General features: G+C 64.7%; 16 protein-coding genes. 7 read left to right on the top strand and 9 right to left on the bottom strand.

Annotated elements, in window-relative coordinates; all coding sequences use genetic code 11:
* Positions 1 to 3: 3 nt before the first annotated feature.
* Positions 4 to 939, bottom strand: coding sequence for an L-threonylcarbamoyladenylate synthase (locus ACK4FK_RS02260; protein WP_409740506.1), 936 nt, complete (start codon positions 937 to 939; stop codon positions 4 to 6).
* A gap of 99 nt (positions 940 to 1,038) precedes the next feature.
* Between ACK4FK_RS02260 and ACK4FK_RS02255 the strand changes: the two genes are divergently transcribed.
* From ACK4FK_RS02255 to ACK4FK_RS02240, 4 genes are all read left to right on the top strand, one after another.
* The gene (locus ACK4FK_RS02255; protein ID WP_409740504.1) at positions 1,039 to 2,832 is read left to right on the top strand and encodes an acyl-CoA dehydrogenase; all 1,794 of its coding nucleotides are present in this window, start codon (positions 1,039 to 1,041) and stop codon (positions 2,830 to 2,832) included.
* A gap of 160 nt (positions 2,833 to 2,992) precedes the next feature.
* Entirely contained in the window at positions 2,993 to 4,117 is a 1,125-nt protein-coding gene (locus tag ACK4FK_RS02250) for an MBL fold metallo-hydrolase (protein ID WP_409740502.1), read from the top strand.
* A gap of 20 nt (positions 4,118 to 4,137) precedes the next feature.
* Entirely contained in the window at positions 4,138 to 4,980 is an 843-nt protein-coding gene (locus ACK4FK_RS02245; RefSeq protein ID WP_409740500.1) for an SDR family oxidoreductase, read from the top strand.
* A gap of 91 nt (positions 4,981 to 5,071) precedes the next feature.
* Positions 5,072 to 5,389 (top strand): BON domain-containing protein, encoded by a 318-nt coding sequence (locus ACK4FK_RS02240; protein WP_409740498.1) that lies wholly within the window; start codon positions 5,072 to 5,074, stop codon positions 5,387 to 5,389.
* Positions 5,390 to 5,406: 17 nt separating this feature from the next.
* On the opposite strand, the gene ACK4FK_RS02235 is transcribed toward ACK4FK_RS02240, so the two are convergent.
* The 5 genes from ACK4FK_RS02235 to ACK4FK_RS02215 all read right to left on the bottom strand — a co-directional run bounded on the left by ACK4FK_RS02235 (position 5,407) and on the right by ACK4FK_RS02215 (position 9,474).
* The gene (locus ACK4FK_RS02235; protein WP_409740496.1) at positions 5,407 to 5,715 is read right to left on the bottom strand and encodes a chorismate mutase; all 309 of its coding nucleotides are present in this window, start codon (positions 5,713 to 5,715) and stop codon (positions 5,407 to 5,409) included.
* A gap of 199 nt (positions 5,716 to 5,914) precedes the next feature.
* Positions 5,915 to 6,571, bottom strand: coding sequence for an OmpW/AlkL family protein (locus ACK4FK_RS02230; RefSeq protein WP_409740494.1), 657 nt, complete (start codon positions 6,569 to 6,571; stop codon positions 5,915 to 5,917).
* Positions 6,572 to 6,753: 182 nt separating this feature from the next.
* The gene (locus ACK4FK_RS02225) at positions 6,754 to 7,245 is read right to left on the bottom strand and encodes a hypothetical protein (protein ID WP_409740492.1); all 492 of its coding nucleotides are present in this window, start codon (positions 7,243 to 7,245) and stop codon (positions 6,754 to 6,756) included.
* 165 nt (positions 7,246 to 7,410) lie between these two features.
* On the bottom strand, positions 7,411 to 8,625 hold the full coding sequence (gene hemA, locus ACK4FK_RS02220) for a 5-aminolevulinate synthase (RefSeq protein WP_409740490.1): 1,215 nt from the start codon (positions 8,623 to 8,625) through the stop codon (positions 7,411 to 7,413).
* A gap of 213 nt (positions 8,626 to 8,838) precedes the next feature.
* Positions 8,839 to 9,474, bottom strand: coding sequence for a flavin reductase family protein (locus ACK4FK_RS02215; protein WP_409740488.1), 636 nt, complete (start codon positions 9,472 to 9,474; stop codon positions 8,839 to 8,841).
* A gap of 79 nt (positions 9,475 to 9,553) precedes the next feature.
* On the opposite strand from ACK4FK_RS02215, the gene ACK4FK_RS02210 reads away from it, so the two are divergent.
* Positions 9,554 to 10,096, top strand: a complete 543-nt coding sequence (locus ACK4FK_RS02210; RefSeq protein WP_409740486.1) for a response regulator — start codon at positions 9,554 to 9,556, stop codon at positions 10,094 to 10,096.
* A gap of 3 nt (positions 10,097 to 10,099) precedes the next feature.
* On the opposite strand, the gene ACK4FK_RS02205 is transcribed toward ACK4FK_RS02210, so the two are convergent.
* The 3 genes from ACK4FK_RS02205 to ACK4FK_RS02195 form a co-directional block, all read right to left on the bottom strand.
* Positions 10,100 to 10,540, bottom strand: a complete 441-nt coding sequence (locus tag ACK4FK_RS02205) for an Hpt domain-containing protein (protein WP_409740484.1) — start codon at positions 10,538 to 10,540, stop codon at positions 10,100 to 10,102.
* A gap of 110 nt (positions 10,541 to 10,650) precedes the next feature.
* A complete protein-coding gene (locus ACK4FK_RS02200; RefSeq protein ID WP_409740482.1) occupies positions 10,651 to 13,782 on the bottom strand; it encodes an efflux RND transporter permease subunit in 3,132 nt (1,043 codons plus the stop codon).
* Between the two features lie 24 nt (positions 13,783 to 13,806).
* Positions 13,807 to 14,889: an efflux RND transporter periplasmic adaptor subunit gene (locus ACK4FK_RS02195; RefSeq protein WP_409740479.1), complete on the bottom strand. Its 1,083-nt coding sequence runs from the start codon at positions 14,887 to 14,889 to the stop codon at positions 13,807 to 13,809.
* A gap of 298 nt (positions 14,890 to 15,187) precedes the next feature.
* On the opposite strand from ACK4FK_RS02195, the gene ACK4FK_RS02190 reads away from it, so the two are divergent.
* Together ACK4FK_RS02190 and ettA are read left to right on the top strand one after the other, a co-directional pair.
* Positions 15,188 to 16,117: a histone deacetylase family protein gene (locus tag ACK4FK_RS02190; RefSeq protein WP_409740477.1), complete on the top strand. Its 930-nt coding sequence runs from the start codon at positions 15,188 to 15,190 to the stop codon at positions 16,115 to 16,117.
* A gap of 148 nt (positions 16,118 to 16,265) precedes the next feature.
* The gene (ettA, locus tag ACK4FK_RS02185) at positions 16,266 to 17,948 is read left to right on the top strand and encodes an energy-dependent translational throttle protein EttA (RefSeq protein WP_409740474.1); all 1,683 of its coding nucleotides are present in this window, start codon (positions 16,266 to 16,268) and stop codon (positions 17,946 to 17,948) included.
* Positions 17,949 to 17,973: the final 25 nt, after the last annotated feature.

The raw sequence follows: 17,973 nt of genomic DNA, 5'->3' as shown, positions 1-17,973 counted from the left end.
ATCCTAGCGTCCGCGCGCCGCGCGCGTAAGCCTGTCGTTGATGGCCTGGCCCAGGCCGTGGCCCGGTATCGGCATCACCGCAATGCCGTCCAGGCCGGGCAGGGCATCAAGCGCATGCAGGCCGGCATACAGGTTGGCCGCCGCCTCGGCCAGATCGCCGGCCGCGCTCAGGGGATGCACATGGGCGAAGCCCGGCGCCGCCGGGCCGAAGCTGAGCAGTCCCTCGCGGCGGCCGGACAGCGGCGCGGCCGCATTGAGCCGCACCGGCAGGCGTGGCGCGTAATGCTTCAGCAGCATGCCGGGCGATTCCAGTTTCGCATCCATCGGCCGCGCCAGCGGTGCGCCGAGCACGCGCTCGATCTCCTCCGCCGCCAATCCGCCCGGCCGCAGCAGGGTGGCCTGCGGCCCGGTCAGGCCGACCACGGTGGATTCCAGGCCGACGGGGCAGGGGCCGCCATCCAGCACGGCGATGTCAGGCCCCAAGCTGTCGCGCACGTGGCGTGCGGTGGTGGGCGAGACGTGACCCGAGCGGTTGGCCGAAGGGGCGGCAACGGGCCGGCCAACCTGGCGCAGCAGGGCGCGCGCCTGCGGATGCGCCGGCATGCGCAAGGCCAGCGTGGGCAGGCCGGCGGAGACAGCCGGCGCCACCGGGCAGTCGGGCCGGCGCGGCAGCACCAGCGTGAGGGCGCCGGGCCAGAAAGCCTCGGCCAGCCGGCGGGCACGAGTATCGACCGTTACCAATGCATCGAGCTGAGAGAGGTCGGCGATATGACAAATTAGCGGATTGAAATCCGGCCTGCCCTTGGCCGCAAAAATTTTTGCGACTGCGAAGGGATTGGTGGCATCGGCGCCCAACCCGTAGACCGTCTCGGTGGCGAAAGCGACCACCTCGCCGGCTTTCAACTTCTCGGCGGCCTCTGAAATCGTTACGTCAACCATGGGCCAAGTTTACGCCGGGGGGCATTGGCCTTGCTAGGCGTTCCAGACCATATTATGCAGCGCCTCATTGTACAGTCGCGCGGTTCAAGGGAGACCGAGATGGAATACGCCGCCCCCGTCAAGGATATGCGTTTCACCCTGGAGCAGATCGCTGGCCTGGCCGAACTGGCCACCCTGCCGGGTCTGGAAAATGCTGAGGGCGAAACCGTCGGCGCCGTGCTGGAAGAGGCCGCGAAATTCGCTGCCGGCGTGCTCTCCCCGCTCAACCGCGGCGGCGACAAGGAAGGCGCAAAACTCGATAACGGCGTGGTGCGCACCGCGCCGGGTTTTGCCGATGCCTACAGGAAATTCGTCGATGGCGGCTGGAACGGCATGCCGTTTCCCGAGGAACTCGGCGGTGGTGCCATGCCCTGGGCACTCACCATGGCGGCACAGGAGATGGTGCAGGCCGCCAATCTGTCGTTTTCGCTCTGCCCGCTGCTGACCCAAGGCGCCATCGACGCGATCATGGCGCATGGCACGGATGCGCAGAAGGCGCTGTATCTGCCCAAGATGGTGTCGGGCCAGTGGACCGGCTCGATGAACCTGACCGAGCCGCAGGCCGGTTCGGATGTCGGCGCGCTGAAAGCCAAGGCCGTGCCGGTGGGCGACGGCACTTACAAGATCAAGGGGATGAAGATCTTCATCACCTATGGCGAACACGACATGGCCGAGAATATCGTGCATCTCGTGCTGGCCCGCCTACCCGATGCGCCGGCCGGCACCAAGGGCATCTCGCTGTTCATCGTGCCGAAATTCATCCCAGACGCCAACGGCAACCCGGGCAAGCGCAACGATCTGCGCGTGGTGTCGCTGGAACACAAGCTTGGCATCCATGCCAGCCCGACCTGCGTGATGAGCTACGGCGACAACGACGAGTGCATCGGCTGGCTGCTGGGTGCGGAGAACCAGGGCATGCGCTGCATGTTCACCATGATGAACAACGCTCGCCTGTCCGTGGGCTGCCAGGGCCTGGCGATTGCCGAGCGCGCCTACCAGCAGGCGCTGGATTACGCCGAACAGCGCAAACAGGGCCGCCATCCCGGCATGAATGCCGAGCAGCATGTGGCGATCATTGAGCATCCGGATGTGCGCCGCACCCTGATGCTGATGCGCAGCCTGACCGAGGCCTGCCGCGGCCTGATCTACCTGAACGCTGCCGCCATCGACCGCGCGCACCATCATCCCGACGAAGCGCAGCGCAAGCACTGGAAGGCGATGGTGGAGTTGTTTACGCCGCTGTCGAAGGCCTGGGCCACCGATATCGGCTGCGAGGTGGCGTCCATGGGCGTGCAGCTCCACGGCGGCATGGGCTTCATCGAAGAGACCGGCGCGGCCCAGCATTACCGCGATGCCCGCATCTTGCCGATCTATGAAGGCACCAACGGCATCCAGGCGATCGACCTGGTGACGCGCAAGCTGCCGCTGAATGGCGGCGAGACGGTGAAGGCGCTGTTCGCCGAGATCGGCGGGACCATCGCCGAACTGGCCAGGGCCGGCGAAGGTTTTGGCAGCATCCACGCCAACCTTGACGCGGCGCTGAAATCGCTGGGCAAAGCCTCGGTCTGGATGGGGCAGCAACTGGCCAAGGATCCCAACGCGGCACTGGCTGGCGCCACGCCGTTCCTGCGCGGCTTTGCCACCACGGTGGGCGGCTGGCTGCTCGCGCGGCAGGCGCTGGCGGCGAAAGCCGAGATCGCGGGCGGCTCCACCGATCCGTATTTCACCGCCAAGATCGTGTCGGCGCGGCTGTTTGCCGAGCAGGTACTCTCGACGGTGGATGGCCTATGCCGTTCGGCCACCGAAGGCAGCGCGGCTTTGGCCGAGGTCACGCCGGAATTGCTGCGGGCGTAAGCCGCCTTTTCCGCAACGTCACGAGGGATTAACGGGCCGGGGCGGCAATGCCCCGGCCTTTTTCATGACCGATGTGCTGGACTTCGCCGCATTGACGCTTACGTCAACGGGAAACTACAGTTATCCCACATAACAAAAACTCCAGCCCCGCAGGCCTTTCGTGGCAGACACCGCAGACGATTCCATTCCCATGATCGATGGCACGCCGACGCCGGATGGCGGCGCCAGCCTGAAATATCCCTTTGCCAGGGAGCCGAATGGCGGCAGGCCGGGCGATGGCGCGGTGATGCAGATGCGGCCCGGTGTGCTGTGGCTGCGCATGCCGATTCCAATCCCGGGGCTGGATTACATCAATCTGTGGCTGCTGGAGGATGGCGAGGGCTGGACGCTGGTGGATACCGGCGTGCGGTCGTCCAGGCTGCAGGCGATCTGGGAGCAGGTGATCGCCGCGCATCTGGGCGGCAAGCCGATCACCCGCATCCTATGCACGCATTTCCATCCCGACCATCTGGGGCTGGCCGGCTGGCTGCAGCAGAAATTCAATGCACCGCTGTGGATGACGCTGGGCGAGTGGAGCTTCGGCCGCATGCTGGAACTGGAGCAACTGCCCGAAGTGCCGGTCGATGTGATTGCCTTCTATGGGCGGCTGGGCTTCGACGCGGCGCAACTCGATGCGATCCGGGCGCGCGGCTTCGGCAATTTCGCCAAGGCGGTGACGCCGATCCCGCGTGGTTTCCATCGCATTACGGAAGGCGACATCATCCGCATCGGCGCCCATGACTGGCAGGTGATCGTCGGCCGCGGCCATTCGCCGGAACATGCCTGCCTGTACTGCCCATCGCTGGACGTGCTGATCTCGGGCGACCAGGTGCTGCCGCGCATCTCGCCGCATATCGGCGTCTACCCCGGCGAACCCGAAGCCGGGCCGCTGACGCAGTATCTCGACTCGTTCGCCAAGTTCAGCCATCTGCCGCGCGACATCCTGGTGCTGCCGGCCCATGGCGATCCCTTCATCGGGTTGCACCAGCGCATCGCCATGCTGCAGCGGCACCATGCCACCAGGCTGGATGCCCTGCTGGCCGCGCTGGAGCGTCCGCATACGGTAATCGAGACGCTGCCGCTGCTGTTCAAGCGCGACATCAAGGATCACATGACGCTGGCGGCGGGCGAGGCGCTGGCGCATCTTCATCACCTGATGCGCGAGGGTCTGGTGGAGCGGCGGCTCAACGGGGGCGGCGTCTACGAGTTCCAGCGCTGCGACACCGTCGACGAGGCGGCGCAATAAACAGAAGGCGGGAGGACAACATGACCGAAGTCATCAGGACTGGATCGCTCAAGGGCAAGACCCTGTTCATCACCGGCGCCAGCCGCGGCATCGGCCTCGCCATCGCCCTGCGCGCGGCCAGGGACGGCGCCAATATCGCCATCGCCGCCAAGACCACCGAACCGCATCCCAAGCTGGCCGGCACGATCTATACGGCCGCCGAGGCCATCGAAAAGGCGGGTGGCCGGGCGCTGCCCATCGTGGTGGACGTTCGCGAGGAGGCGGTGGTGGAAGCCGCCGTGCAGAAGACCGTCGAGACCTTCGGCGGCCTCGATATCCTGGTCAACAATGCTTCGGCCATCTCGCTGACCGGCACGCTGGAAACGCCGATGAAGCGTTACGACCTGATGCACCAGATCAATACGCGCGGGACCTATCTGTGCAGCCAGAAATGCCTGCCGCACCTGCTGAAGGCCGAGAATCCGCATATCCTCAACCTGTCGCCGCCATTGAACATGGAAGAGCGCTGGTTCAGCCCGCACGTCGCCTACACGATGGCGAAATTCGGCATGAGCATGTGCGTGCTGGGCATGGCTGGCGAATTCCGCAAGAAGGGCGTGGCGGTGAATGCATTGTGGCCGCGCACCGCCATCGACACCGATGCGATGAACGTGATCACCGGGCCCGAGTTGCGCAAGAAGTGCCGCAAGGTGGAGATCATGGCCGATGCCGCCCATGTGATCCTGACCCGGCCCGCCCGCGACTGCACCGGCAACTTCTTCATCGACGACGAAGTGCTGCGCGGGGCGGGACTGACCGATTTCTCACGCTACCGTCATCCGGGCGCAGCGGAAACCGACCTGATTCCAGATTTCTTCGTATAGACGCACCCGCCGGGAACAAATTCCCGCCGGCGTCGTTCCGGTCCCGACAGCATTCCATCAGGGATGCGCAGACAGAAACGAGGATCGGATCATGCGCAATCTTGCCTTCATCGCCCGCAGCGCCGCAATCGTGCTGATGCTGGGCGGCGCCGTCGCCGCCTGCTCGTCGACGCCGACGCGGGAATCGACGGGCGAATATATCGACTCGGCGGCCATCACGACCAAGGTGAAGGCCGAATTGATCAAGGATCCGGTCACCAAGGCGGGCCAGATCAGCGTCGAAACCTTCAGGGATGTGGTTCAACTGAGCGGGTTCGTCGACGACGCCCAGGCCAAGGCCCGCGCCGAACAGATCGCCCGCAATGTGCAGGGCGTACGCGCGGTCAGGAACGACCTGGTCGTGAAGTAAGGGAAGCTGCCGTCACGTCAGGCTTTCGCCGGGCCGGTCTTCGCCTGCTCGGCGATCGCCTCGTGATGGTGGATCACCTCGCGCACGATGAAGGCGAGGAATTTCTCGGCAAAATCCGGGTCCAGCCTGGCGGTTTCGGCAAGCTGGCGCAGCCGGGCGATCTGGCGCGCCTCGCGGGCCGGGTCAGCCGGCGGCAGGTTCTCGGCGGCCTTCAGCCGGCCTACGGCCTGCGTGCATTTGAAACGCTCGGCCAGCATGTGGATCAGCGCGGCATCGATATTGTCGATGCTGTCGCGCAGGCGTTGCAATTCTGGATGGATGGTCATGGCTGATCCTGCCGGCTGGGCGCGTTCGGGCCGCCCATGATGCGGACCGTGCCGAGGGGGTCAAGCAGGCCAGCAGGCAAAAAAACGCCCCCGCCAGGCGGCGGAGGCGTCGGGCTGCAGTCCGGCGGCGAGGGTGGACGAACCGCCGGACCCGACCCGAGGGCGGACCGGACCCGGCGAACCGAGTCCGGATGCCTGATCAGAACTTGTAGCCGACGCCGATGCCGACCACCCACGGATCGAGGTCGACATCCGCATTGATCACGGTGCCGGCGTTGGTGACCACCTTCACGTCGGTATTCAGGAAGATTTTCTTCACGTCGGCATTGAAGTACCAGTTGCCGGCGATCTTGTAGTCGAAGCCGGCCTGCAGGGCGACGCCCCAGGCATTGTCGTAATCGACGCTGCGCAGGCCGCTGGCCACCTTCTCGTTGTAGAAGACGGCATAGGTGGCGCCGAGGCCGACATAGGGGCTGAAGGCCTGCTTGGGCATGAAATGGTACTGCAGGGTGAGGGTCGGCGGCAGCAGCCACACATTCCCCAGGCCGACATCGCCGCTGCTGCTGCGGTCCACCTGCATCTTGTGCTTGGTGGTGGCGGCGATCAGTTCGGCCGCGATGTTGTCGGTGAAGAAATAGGAGAAGTCGATTTCGCCGGTGAAGGCATTGCTGGCATCGACTTCGCCGCCGATGACCGTAACCGTCGAATCCTCATCGGGCAGCAGGCCAATGATGCGGCCGCGCACCATGATATCGCCGGCTGACTTGCCGTCCTGAGCGAAGGCATCAAAAGGGACCGAGCCAAGCAGCAGAAGGGCCGCGCCCGCCGCGGCCGCGAGAGATTTACCGATACGCATGATGTGCTCCATTGTGATTATCCGCCCCGCCAGACTCTCGGCGGTGCCTGCTCCGCGCGTCCGGGGAGGGACATCGCGCGGGCATGATGGCAAGGCGGGCCCGGCCGGCGTTGATCAAGATCAAACGAAGCCGGCCAAGACTCGGAATGCGCGACAAGATGGCGCAGAGGCGAAGGCGGGGTTCAGGCCGCGAAGAGATCGACGCTGTGGAAGGGATTGTCCGGTTCCTCGTCGTCGCGGCCGACAGCGATCACGGTGACATCATTTCGAGTCGCCAATCCGGGCAGGTAAGCCAGCAGGTAGGCATGGGCCTGGGCAGCGACGGCGGGCCCGTCGAAGGCGATGCCCAAGGCGATCATCCGGCAGTCGAGGCAGTAGCCGGCTTTCATATAATCATGCACCGAGGCCATGTCGTTGAACAGGATGCCGGCATTATGTTCCTTGGCGGCCTGACGGATCTGGTCGGTGCTCATGTCCTGGCCGTCGAAACGGATCGGCCGGTTCAGGGCCTGGAAATAGGTCCAGGCCACCATCAGGGCGGCCCTGGTCTTGCCGCCGCCGGCCGGGCCCGAGAAATAGACGAATTGCGGCACGCTCAGACGCTCCCGCAGTATCTGGAGCTGCGGGATGGAAAATCCGAAATCCGTGAGCGAACGGAAAACCTGCTGGGACATTGCGGCCTGGGAAACACGTAAGGATGGAGTCATGAAACTACTACAGGTAGTTCATTCGACTCCACCGTTCATGCCATACAGGAAGGCCACAAACAGATAAAAATTTGGAAACGGAACGGAAATATTGCCGCCCGCCGCGCGAAGAAGTCCCGGTCAGGGCCGGGGTCAGGCGGCCTGGCGGCTGAGCCCCAGGCGCTGCCAGACATCTAGCAGGGCCGCGGTCAGGGCCTGCATCATCGCGTCGGTATGGACCGGCGTGGGGGTGATGCGCAGCCGCTCGGTGCCGCGTGGCACCGTGGGGTAGTTGATCGGCTGGATGTAGATGCCGTGGTCGGCCAGCAGCATGTCGGACGCGGCCTTGCATAGGGCGGGATCGCCGATCATGACCGGTACGATATGGCTCTGGTTCACCAGCACCGGCAGGCCGGCATTGAGCAACATGCGGCGCAGGGTGGCGGCGCGTTCCTGATGGCGGGTGCGCTCGGCCTGACTCTGCTTGAGATGGCGGATGCTGGCCGTGGCGGCGGCGGCGATGGCCGGCGGCATGGCGGTGGAGAAGATGAAAGCCGGGGCATAGGAGCGCACGGCGTCGACCATCGTCTTCGGGCCGGTGATATAGCCGCCGACCACGCCGAAGGCCTTGCCCAGCGTGCCCTGGATGATGTGCAGACGCTGCATCGCATTGTCGCGGTCGGCGATGCCGCCGCCGCGATTGCCGTAGAGGCCGACCGCATGCACTTCGTCCAGATAGGTCATGGCGCCGTATCTGTCGGCCAGGTCGCAGATGGCATGGATCGGCGCGATATCTCCGTCCATGGAATAGACGCTTTCGAAGGCGATCAGCTTGGGCCGCTCGGCGGGCAGGCCCTCGAGCAGTTCCTCAAGATGGGCCAGATCGTTGTGACGGAATATGTGGCGCTCGCAGCCGGACTGGCGAATGCCCTCGATCATCGAATTGTGGTTGTCGGCATCCGAGAGGATGACGCAGCCGGGCAGCAGCCTGGCCAGGGTGGCAAGCGAGGTCTGATTGGCAATGTAGCCTGACATGAAGACCAGAGCGGCCTCCTTGCCATGCAGGTCGGCCAGTTCGGCTTCCAGTTCGACCACGGCATGGCTGTTGCCGGAAATATTGCGGGTGCCGCCGGCGCCGGCGCCGAATTTGGCCACCGCCTGCTGCATGGCCCCGACCACCGCCGGATGCTGGCCCATGCCGAGATAATCGTTCGAGCACCAGATGGTGATCTTGGCCGGGCCGATGCCGCTGTAATTGTCGGCAACCGGAAAGCTGCCGCAATTCCGGGCCAGTTCGGTGAAAACCCGATAGCGCTTTTCCGCGCGCAATTTGTCGACCGCCTGGCCGAAGAGGGCTTCGTAATCCATGGGGCTGTAACTGCCTGGTCAGGGCCGCTAGGCAATCTGCCTTCGGCGTTAAATTCCTGTGCTGGTGCCGGATATTAGCGCCCCAGGCGCCGGGCTGGCTAGAGGGGCTGGCCGGTTCCGGGCGCGGCGAGGGGTCGCAGGCCGGCCCGTCGCCAGACTGCAACCGCGGCGCGAGGATGCTGCAATGCAGCGTGATGAATCCGGCATCGACGATCAGGCGGTGGGGCGGCGCATGCGGAACTGGGTTTCCGGCGTGGCCTCGAAATAATCGGCCGCGTAGCCACCGCGCATGATCGGCCGCGCCGCCGCGGTGTCGAACAGGCCGTCACGGATGTAGGCCCGGGCGATATGCACGCCCACCACCTGGCCGATCACCATCCAGGCATCCAGCGCCCGGCCCTGCAGATCATGCTGGCGCACGATCTGCAGCAGCCGGCATTCCAGCGCGGTCGGGCTTTCGGCCACACGGGGCGGCCGCACCTGCCGGCAGGGCGCGGGGGTCAGGCCGGCCAGCCTGAATTCATCGATGCCGTGCGCCACCGGCGCAGAGGTGCGGTTCATTGCCTCGGCCAGCGGCCGGGTTGCCAGATTGGCGACGAATTCACCCGTCGCCTCGACATTGGCGACGCTGTCTTTCCAGTCGCTGCTGCCGAAGGCAAGGATCGGCGGCTTGTCGTGAAAGGCGTTGAAGTAGCTGTAGGGCGCAAGATTGACGCGGCCGTCGCGGTCGCAGGAGGAAATCCACCCGATCGGTCGCGGACCCACAATGGCCTTGAACGGATCATGGGCGAGACCGTGTCCCTGCGCCGGATCGTAATAATGGATGTCGTCTGGAGGGGCCGAGGGCATTTTCCTACTCCGCTGATCTGTAGTAACAGAAGGCCATGCCGCTGCGTTGCAAGTAAAGGGCGCGGCGGGGAGAAACGCGATGCCCTACGATCTCAGCCGTCTCGATCTGCTGCTCGTCGAGGCCGAGCCCAGCATGCTGGCGACCTGGCGCAGCCTGTTCGCTGGCCTGGGCATCCGGCGGCCGCTTTGCGTGTCGGGCGTATCGCAGGCATGGACCAGCCTGGCGGACAGGGCCGCGGAAACCGCCGATGGCAGCAAGATCGATGCGGTGATCTGCCGCTGGGAATTGCCTGGCCCGGCAGCCGGCCCCGACGAAGGCGGATTGAGTTTGGTGCGGCGGCTGCGCCGGGACACGGCTTCCCCCAATCCGTTCATGCCATTCATCATCGCCACCACCAGTGTCACCCGCGAGCGCGCGCGGCTCGCGCTCGATACCGGGGTGAATGAAATCCTGGTCTTGCCGCCTTCGGCCAAGGCCGTCGAAGCCCGGCTGCGCGAGATCATCGAGCGGCCGCGCAAATTCGTGCGCGAGCAAAGCTATTTCGGCCCCGACCGCCGGCGCCAGGTGCGCGCGGATTATGCCGGGCCCTTTCGGCGCGGAACCGATGGGCGGAAAACCTGACGATCAGGCGAAGCTTTTCGCTGCTGCGGACCGCAGGGTATCGAGGATTTCAGCACCAAGCTCGCCCGCCTGGCCCTGGATCCGGTTGTCGACCACGGTTCGTAGCGCCGCGACATGGGCGGCAATGATATCGACATCGACCTTTTTGCGCCGGATGGCTTCGTCGACATAGCGGCACAGCAGTTGTCCGATATCGGTCACCAGCAGATAGCCGAAAGTGCTTCCCTGTCCCTTGATGTCATGCGCCACGTCATAGACGGCCCGCAGCTTGTCGGCATCGGTGCCGCCCTGGGCGGCGCTGATGGCGGCATCCAGCCGCTTGAGGTCGGCATTGACCCAGCCGATATACTGGTCCGACAGACCGGCCACGGCCGCCTGGGCATTGGCGACGGCGGTGCCGAAAGCGATGTGGTCGGGATTTTTGAGGTCGTGCTTAGGTGTCATAACGATACGGATGCATCAGGCAGGGGGAGGGCGGGGAGTATTTGAGCCCGCCCGCCATTCCCAGTCTAGGTTATCAACCAGTAACCTAGACGATGCGGCCAGTCACCCAGTCACTCGGCCGCTTCCGGTTTTGCCGTGTCCACGTCCGGGCGCTTTTCCAGTTCGGTCAGCTTGCGGGCGATGAAGCCGGCCGGCTTGGTGTAATGGGCCAGCAGGTTGTAGAGCACCGGCACCACGAACAGGCTGAGCAGGGTGGCGAAGCTCATGCCGCCCACGATCACCCATCCCAGGGCGGAGCGCGACTCGGCGCCGGCGCCGCTGGCGAAGGCCAGCGGCCATGCGCCGAAGATGGTGGCGATCGTGGTCATCAGAATGGGGCGCAACCGGACGACGGAGGCGTCGGTCACGGCCTCCAGGACGGTCTTGCCCTCGTCGCGAAGCTGGTTGGCGAATTCGACGATCAGGATGGCATTCTTGGCGATCAGGCCGATCAACATGATGATGCCAATCTGGCTGTATACGTTCAGCGTGGTTCCGGTGAACAGCAATGCACCCAGTGCGCCGGTGACCGCCAGCGGCACCGAGAAGATGATGATGGTCGGATGAATCCAGCTTTCGAACTGGGCGGCCAGCACCAGAAAGACGATGATCAGCGCCAGGGCGAAGGTCAGATAGATGGCCGCCGAGGTATCCTTGAACTCGCGGCTCTGCCCAGCGTAGCTGACGCGGGCTTCCGGCGGCAGCACTTCTGCCGCCACCTTGTCGAGATAGTCGAGGGCCTCGCCCAAGGTGTAGTCCGGCGCCAGCGATGCAGAGATGGTGACGGCCCGCAGCCGGTCGGTGCGGTTCAGTTCGCGCGCCGCGGCGCCTTCGGTGATGGCCACCAGGCTGGCCAGCGGCACCAGTCGGCCACCATTGGCTCGCACGTAGATGTTGTTCAGGTCGCTGGGCGTGACGCGTTGCTCGGCCTGGGCCTGAACCATCACCTTGTACTGCTTGCCTTCGCGCTGGAACTGCGTCACCTCGCGCGAGCCCAGCATGGTTTCCAGCGTGCGGCCGATCGTCTCGATCGGCACGCCCAGGTCGGCGGCGCGGTTGCGGTCGATGGCGACGCGAACTTCCGGCCGGGTCGGCTTGTAGTCCTTGTCGACACCCAGAAGCTTGGGATTCTCCAGCGCCCGCTCGACAATCCGGTCGGCCCAGCCATCGAGAATGGGATAGGTCGGACCGCCGATCACGAACTGCACCGGTGCCTGCGAACCGCGCTGGCCCAGGCTGGGCGGATTGACGGCGATGGCCCGCACCCCAGTGAGCGACAGCAGCTTCGGGAAGGCCTCGCGCACGATCTGCTGCTGCTTCACCTCGCGTTCGGACCAGTCCTTCAGCCGCACCACCATGAAGGCGGAATTGACCGGCGAGGGCCGGCCGCCCCAGGCCGGCGCGATAAATGACTGCACGGTCGTGACGTTGCCGCTGTCGACGAAAGGCTTCAGGGCGCCTTCGATCTTGATGACGTTGTTGCGTGTGTAGTCGTAGCTGGCACCTTCCGGGCCGGTCACCGGGATGAAGAACACGCCGCGATCCTCCGTCGGCGCGAATTCCCGCGGAATCGCCAGGAACATCAGGTAGGCAACCAGGGAAACGACGCCGCCCAGGGCCAGAACGACCACGGGCGCGCCCAGTGCCTTGCGCAGCAGCCAGCCATAGCCATTCGACATGCCGACGAAGAACTTTTCCGTCACATGATAGAACCAGCCTTCGTCCTTGGCTTCGTGCAGAAGCTTCGAGCACATCATCGGCGTCAGCGTGAGAGCGACAAAGCCGGAGAACAGCACCGAGGCGGCCACGGAGATGCCGAATTCGCGGAACAGACGGCCGGTGTTGCCTTCCATCAGGGAGATCGGCACGAAAACGGCGATCAGGACGATGGTGGTGGCGATGACGGCAAAGCCGATCTGACGCGCGCCACGCAGGGATGCCAGCAGCGGTGGCTCGCCCAGTTCGATGCGGCGATGGATGTTTTCCAGCACCACGATGGCATCGTCGACCACCAGGCCGATAGCCAGGACCAGCGCCAGCAGGGTCAGGACATTGATGGAGTAACCCAGCGCGCCGATGATGATGAAGGAGCCGATGACGGAAACGGGAATGGCAACGGCCGGGATCAGAGTGGCGCGCCACGAGCGCAGGAACAGGAAGATCACGCCGATCACCAGTCCAAGCGCCACCATCAGGGCGTGGAAGACCTCATAGATCGACTGGCTGATGAATTTCGACTGGTCGTAGCCGACCTCCATGGTGACGCCGGCAGGCAACGTGGGCTTCAGGCGCTCGATCGCCGCATTGACGCCAGTCGAGATATCCATGGCGTTGGCCTTGGATTGGCGGATGATGCCGAGACCGACCGCCGTGGTGCCGTTGACCCGCTGTTCGGTGCGTTCATCCTCGGCGCCGAGTTCCACCTTTGCCACTTCGCTCAGTCGCAGCAGGTAGCCATCCTGTTCGCGCAGCACGATATTGGCGAATTGCTGGGCCGAACGCAGGCCGGACTCGGCGCGCACGGTGAATTCGCGCATGCTGCTCTCGACGCGGCCCGATGGCAGTTCCACATTCTGCCGGCGGATGGCTTCCTCGATATCCTGCACGGTCACGTTGCGGGCGGCCATCGCCATGCGGTCGAGATGCACGCGCATGGCATAACGCCGGGCGCCGTAAAGATTCACCGAGGCGACGCCATCGACGATCGACATCTGGTCGACCAGGTAGCGGTCGGCGTAGTCGGTCAGTTCCAGCAGCGAGAGCCGGTCGCTGAACAAGGCGATGTAGATGATGGGGCGGGCATCGGCCTCGGTCTTGGCGATGGTCGGCGGATCGGCTTCGTCCGGAAGGCGCGACATGACGCGGCTGACCTTGTCGCGCACATCATTGGCAGCAGCATCGACATTGCGGGTCAGGTTGAACTCGATGCTGACGGAACTGGATTCCTCGCGGCTGGTCGACGTGATCGCGCGGATGCCCTCGATGCCGGCGACTGCATCCTCGATCACCTGGGTAATCTTGCTTTCGATGATCTCGGCCGAAGCGCCGCGGTAGATGGTGGTGACGCTGACCACGGGAGGGTCGATATCGGGATATTCGCGCACCGACATGGCGCGCAGGGCGAAAAGCCCGAAGATGATCAGCACCAGCGACAGGACGGTGGCAAAGACCGGGCGCTTGATCGAGATATCGGAAAGAACCATGGCGTGCGCTCCGTGCTGCGCGGTTTAGCCGGCGGTCTTCGCGTCCGGCGAGCCCGATACAGGCGGGGTCGCCGGGCGGACGCGGGCTCCGTCGCGCAACTGCTGCAGGCCGGTGACGGCGACCTGCTCATCGCCGTGCAGGCCATTGGTGATCTGGGCCAGGCCGGGCACGCGCTGGCCGATGGTGACGCGGGTGCGGGTGGCGCGACCGTCGCGGATCACGAACACGAACTGCTCGCCGCCCTGGGCCAGCAGCGATTCCTCGGGCACCATCAGTGCATCGGGCACCTTGCCGATGCTGAGTGCCACGGTCATGAACATGCCGGGTTTGATCACGTCGTCGGCATTGGCGATCATCGCGCGCACACGCACGGCCCGGGTGGCCGGATCGATGCGGCTGTCGATGGTGTTCAGCGTGCCTTCGAACTTGCGGTTCGGCAGCGCGCCGGCCATCGCGGTCACCTTATTGCCGACGGCCACGCCGCTCAGCACGGTTTCGGGAATCTCGAATTCCAGTTTGATCAGCGTGGTGTCGTCCAGGGTGGTGATCACGTCGCCGGGCCGCACCAGGGCGCCCAGGCTGACCTTGCGCAAGCCGAGCTTGCCCGAGAATGGCGCGCGGATCACGCTGTCGGAAAACTTGGCCTGTTCGGCGCGCAGACGGCCTTCCGTCGCCTCATAAGCCTTGCCGAGTTCATCCACGCGGGCCTGGGCCACGGCCTTGGTCTCGACAAGCTGCAGCGCGCGGTCATAGGCCAGCTTGGCCGCATCGCGCGCAGCGCGCAGTGCCGAGATGTTGGCCGAGCTTTCGGCGGCGTCGAGTTCCACCAGGATGCTGCCTGCCTTCACATGCTGGCCTTCCTGGAAATTGATGCGCTCGACCAGTCCCGTGGCCTTTGCGGTGATGGTCACGGCTTCATTGGCCTGGGCGGTGCCAACGGCCTCGATCGTGCGGGTGATGTCCATCCGCCGGACCGGAGCATAATCGATCGGCAGCGGGGGCGGACCGGCATTGCGGGTGGCGGTTGCCGTTTCGGGTTTGCCGATGAATGGCAGATTGTCGCGATAAACGAAGGCCAGACCGGCGGCGGCCGCAATCGTACCCACTACAATTACCTGACCCCAAAGCTTCATGACGTTCCGTTACCCTGATCCAATATCTTTCACCGGCCGGCGATGTCCGCCGGCTTCCCCCATCCCCACGATCCCCCATTGGCCGCTGGTATATCCAGCCATCCTATGCCTGGCCCTGCTGGCGCCTCGCGGCGAGGGGCATTGCCGGGATCGTCAGTAACATGATCTATTGTATACGTGCGGTCGAGCAAGGTCCTGCCAAAATTGCGTTATCAAGGCAGGCGGGAGGAGGCCCAAAAATGGTCACTGCGGGAAGAGACGGGCTGGTCGCATGGTAACCGGGTTGTATTCCCATTCCGCCTGCTTTGCGCATGATACGGGAGAAGGGCATCCGGAATGCCCGGAAAGGCTGCGCGCTGTGCTGGCCCGGCTGGAGGCCGAGGAATTCCTGTATCTCGACCGCCGGGAGGCTCCCCGCGCCTCGGCCGAGCAGATTGCCCGGGTGCATCCGGGCGATTTCGTCGACCGGGTGATGCGCGCGATCCCGACCAACGGCCTGCGCTATGTGGATGGCGACACGGTCGTCTCCCCGGGTTCCGGAGAGGCGGCCCTGAGGGCGGCGGGAGCGGTCTGCGCCGCGGTGGATGCCGTAATGCAGGGCGACCTGCGCAATGCCTTTTGTGCCGTGCGGCCGCCGGGCCATCATGCCGAACCCGACCAGGCGATGGGGTTCTGCCTGTTCAACAATGTGGCGATCGGGGCTCAGCATGCCCGGGCGCAATGGGGCCTGCGGCGCGTCGCGGTGATCGATTTCGACGTCCATCACGGCAATGGCACCCAGGCCGCCTTCGCTGCCGATCCGGATCTTTTCTACGCCTCGACCCATCAGTATCCGCTGTATCCCGGCACCGGGGCGGCACATGAGAAAGGCGTTGCGGACAACATTGTAAACCTGCCGCTGCGCGCCTTCGCCGGCTCGGCGGATTTCCGCAATGCCGTCGAAAGAGTGCTGCTGCCCAAGCTGGAGGGATTTGCGCCCGAACTGCTGCTGATCTCGGCCGGCTTCGATGCCCATGCCAGCGATCCGCTGGCGCAGCTTCAACTGCTCGATCAGGATTATTACTGGATCACCGAGCAACTGCTCAAAGTGGCCGACAGCACCGCGGCAGGCCGGGTGGTCTCCGTCTTGGAGGGCGGTTACGACCTGAATGCCCTGGCCAGCGCCTCCGCTGCCCATGTGCGGGCCCTGATGCTGGCCTGAATCGCTAAGCCACTGTAATCGGCCGTCGTTTAAGGACCCCGGTGCGCCGCCGCTGGGACGCCCCGCATTGCGCGCGCGCCATCATTTCTATACAACTCGGCCGACATTTTTGATGACTTTTCGCGGTCTTCCACCGCCGGAGCATGACATGGCGAGTTACCAGTACATCTACGTGATGAAGGGCCTGGGCAAGACCTATCCGGGCGGCAAGCAGGTGCTGAAGGATATCTGGCTCAGCTTCCTGCCAGGCGCCAAGATCGGCGTGCTCGGCCTGAACGGCGCCGGCAAGTCCACCCTGCTGAAGATTATGGCCGGCCTGGACAAGGATTTCACCGGCGAGGCCTGGGCGGCCGATGGCGTGAAGGTGGGCTACCTGCCGCAGGAGCCGCAGCTCGATCCGGCCAAGGACGTGCTGGGCAACGTGATGGAGGGCGTGGCCGAGACCAAGGCCCTGCTCGACCGCTTCGAGGAAGTCTCGAACAAGTTCGCCGAAGTCACTGACGACGACGAGATGAATGCGCTGATCGCCGAGCAGGCGGAGCTGCAGGAAAAGATCGACGCCGCCAATGCCTGGGACCTGCAGCGCAATGTCGAGATCGCCATGGATGCGCTGCGCTGCCCGGCCAGCGACGCCGACGTGACCAAGCTGTCGGGCGGTGAAAAGCGTCGCGTGGCGCTGTGCCGTCTGCTGCTGTCCAAGCCCGACATGCTGCTGCTCGACGAGCCGACCAACCACCTGGATGCGGAATCGGTGGCCTGGCTGGAGCGGTTCCTGCACGAATACGAGGGCACCGTGGTGGCGATTACCCACGATCGCTACTTCCTCGATAACGTGGCCGGCTGGATCCTCGAGCTGGATCGCGGTTCGGGCATTCCGTGGGAAGGCAATTACTCGTCCTGGCTGGAGCAAAAGGAAAAACGCCTGGCCCAGGAAGGCAAGGAAGAGGATTCGCGGCGCAAGTCGCTGGCCCAGGAACTGGAATGGGTGCGCCAGAGCCCGCGCGCGCGCCAGGCCAAGTCCAAGGCCCGTCTCAAGGCCTACGAGGAAATGCTGGCGCAACAGAGCGAGAAGGTGGCTGACCAGGTGTCGATCACCATTTTGCCCGGCCCGCGCCTGGGCAACGTGGTGGTCGAGGCCGAGCATCTGAGCAAGGGCTTCGGCGACCGCCTGCTGATCGACGACCTGTCGTTCAAGCTGCCGCCGGGCGGCATCGTCGGTATCATCGGTCCAAACGGCGCCGGCAAGACCACTCTGTTTCGTATGCTCACTGGCCAGGAACAGCCCGATGGCGGCACGCTGCGCGTGGGCGACAGCGTGAAGATGGGTTACGTGGACCAGAGTCGCGACAGCCTGAACGACAAGAAGACCGTGTGGGAGGAACTCTCCAACGGCGACGACATGATCCTGCTGGGCAAGCGCGAGGTGCCCAGCCGCGCCTATTGCTCGTGGTTCAACTTCAAGGGTGCCGACCAGCAGAAGAAAGTCGGCATGCTCTCGGGCGGTGAGCGCAACCGCCTGCATCTGGCCAAGATGCTGAAATCCGGCGCCAACGTGCTGCTGCTCGACGAACCGACCAACGATCTTGACGTCGATACCATGCGCGCGCTGGAAGAGGCGCTGCTCAACTTCGCCGGCTGTGCCATCGTGATCAGCCACGATCGCTGGTTCCTCGACCGCATCGCCACGCACATCATGGCTTTCGAGGGCGACAGTCACGTCGAGTGGTTCGAGGGCAACTTCCAGGATTACGAGGCCGACAAGAAGCGCCGCCTGGGTGCCGATGCCGACCAGCCGCACCGCATCCGCTACAAGCCGCTGACGCGCGGCTGATCATCGCGCGATGAACCGGCGGGAG

This window comes from Ferrovibrio sp., from assembly GCF_046297895.1.
Taxonomy (GTDB): Bacteria; Pseudomonadota; Alphaproteobacteria; order Ferrovibrionales; family Ferrovibrionaceae; genus Ferrovibrio.
This window is presented reverse-complemented; position numbering and strand designations above follow the sequence as displayed.

Bases quoted from the DNA above. Each gene is read 5' to 3' on its own strand.
- ACK4FK_RS02260 (WP_409740506.1), bottom strand. From the start codon at position 939: ATGGTTGACGTAACGATTTCAGAGGCCGCCGAGAAGTTGAAAGCCGGC.
- ACK4FK_RS02255 (WP_409740504.1), top strand. From the start codon at position 1,039: ATGGAATACGCCGCCCCCGTCAAGGATATGCGTTTCACCCTGGAGCAG.
- ACK4FK_RS02245 (WP_409740500.1), top strand. From the start codon at position 4,138: ATGACCGAAGTCATCAGGACTGGATCGCTCAAGGGCAAGACCCTGTTC.
- ACK4FK_RS02240 (WP_409740498.1), top strand. From the start codon at position 5,072: ATGCGCAATCTTGCCTTCATCGCCCGCAGCGCCGCAATCGTGCTGATG.
- ACK4FK_RS02235 (WP_409740496.1), bottom strand. From the start codon at position 5,715: ATGACCATCCATCCAGAATTGCAACGCCTGCGCGACAGCATCGACAAT.
- ACK4FK_RS02230 (WP_409740494.1), bottom strand. From the start codon at position 6,571: ATGCGTATCGGTAAATCTCTCGCGGCCGCGGCGGGCGCGGCCCTTCTG.
- ACK4FK_RS02225 (WP_409740492.1), bottom strand. From the start codon at position 7,245: ATGTCCCAGCAGGTTTTCCGTTCGCTCACGGATTTCGGATTTTCCATC.
- hemA (WP_409740490.1), bottom strand. From the start codon at position 8,625: ATGGATTACGAAGCCCTCTTCGGCCAGGCGGTCGACAAATTGCGCGCG.
- ACK4FK_RS02215 (WP_409740488.1), bottom strand. From the start codon at position 9,474: ATGCCCTCGGCCCCTCCAGACGACATCCATTATTACGATCCGGCGCAG.
- ACK4FK_RS02210 (WP_409740486.1), top strand. From the start codon at position 9,554: ATGCCCTACGATCTCAGCCGTCTCGATCTGCTGCTCGTCGAGGCCGAG.
- ACK4FK_RS02205 (WP_409740484.1), bottom strand. From the start codon at position 10,540: ATGACACCTAAGCACGACCTCAAAAATCCCGACCACATCGCTTTCGGC.
- ACK4FK_RS02200 (WP_409740482.1), bottom strand. From the start codon at position 13,782: ATGGTTCTTTCCGATATCTCGATCAAGCGCCCGGTCTTTGCCACCGTC.
- ACK4FK_RS02190 (WP_409740477.1), top strand. From the start codon at position 15,188: ATGGTAACCGGGTTGTATTCCCATTCCGCCTGCTTTGCGCATGATACG.
- ettA (WP_409740474.1), top strand. From the start codon at position 16,266: ATGGCGAGTTACCAGTACATCTACGTGATGAAGGGCCTGGGCAAGACC.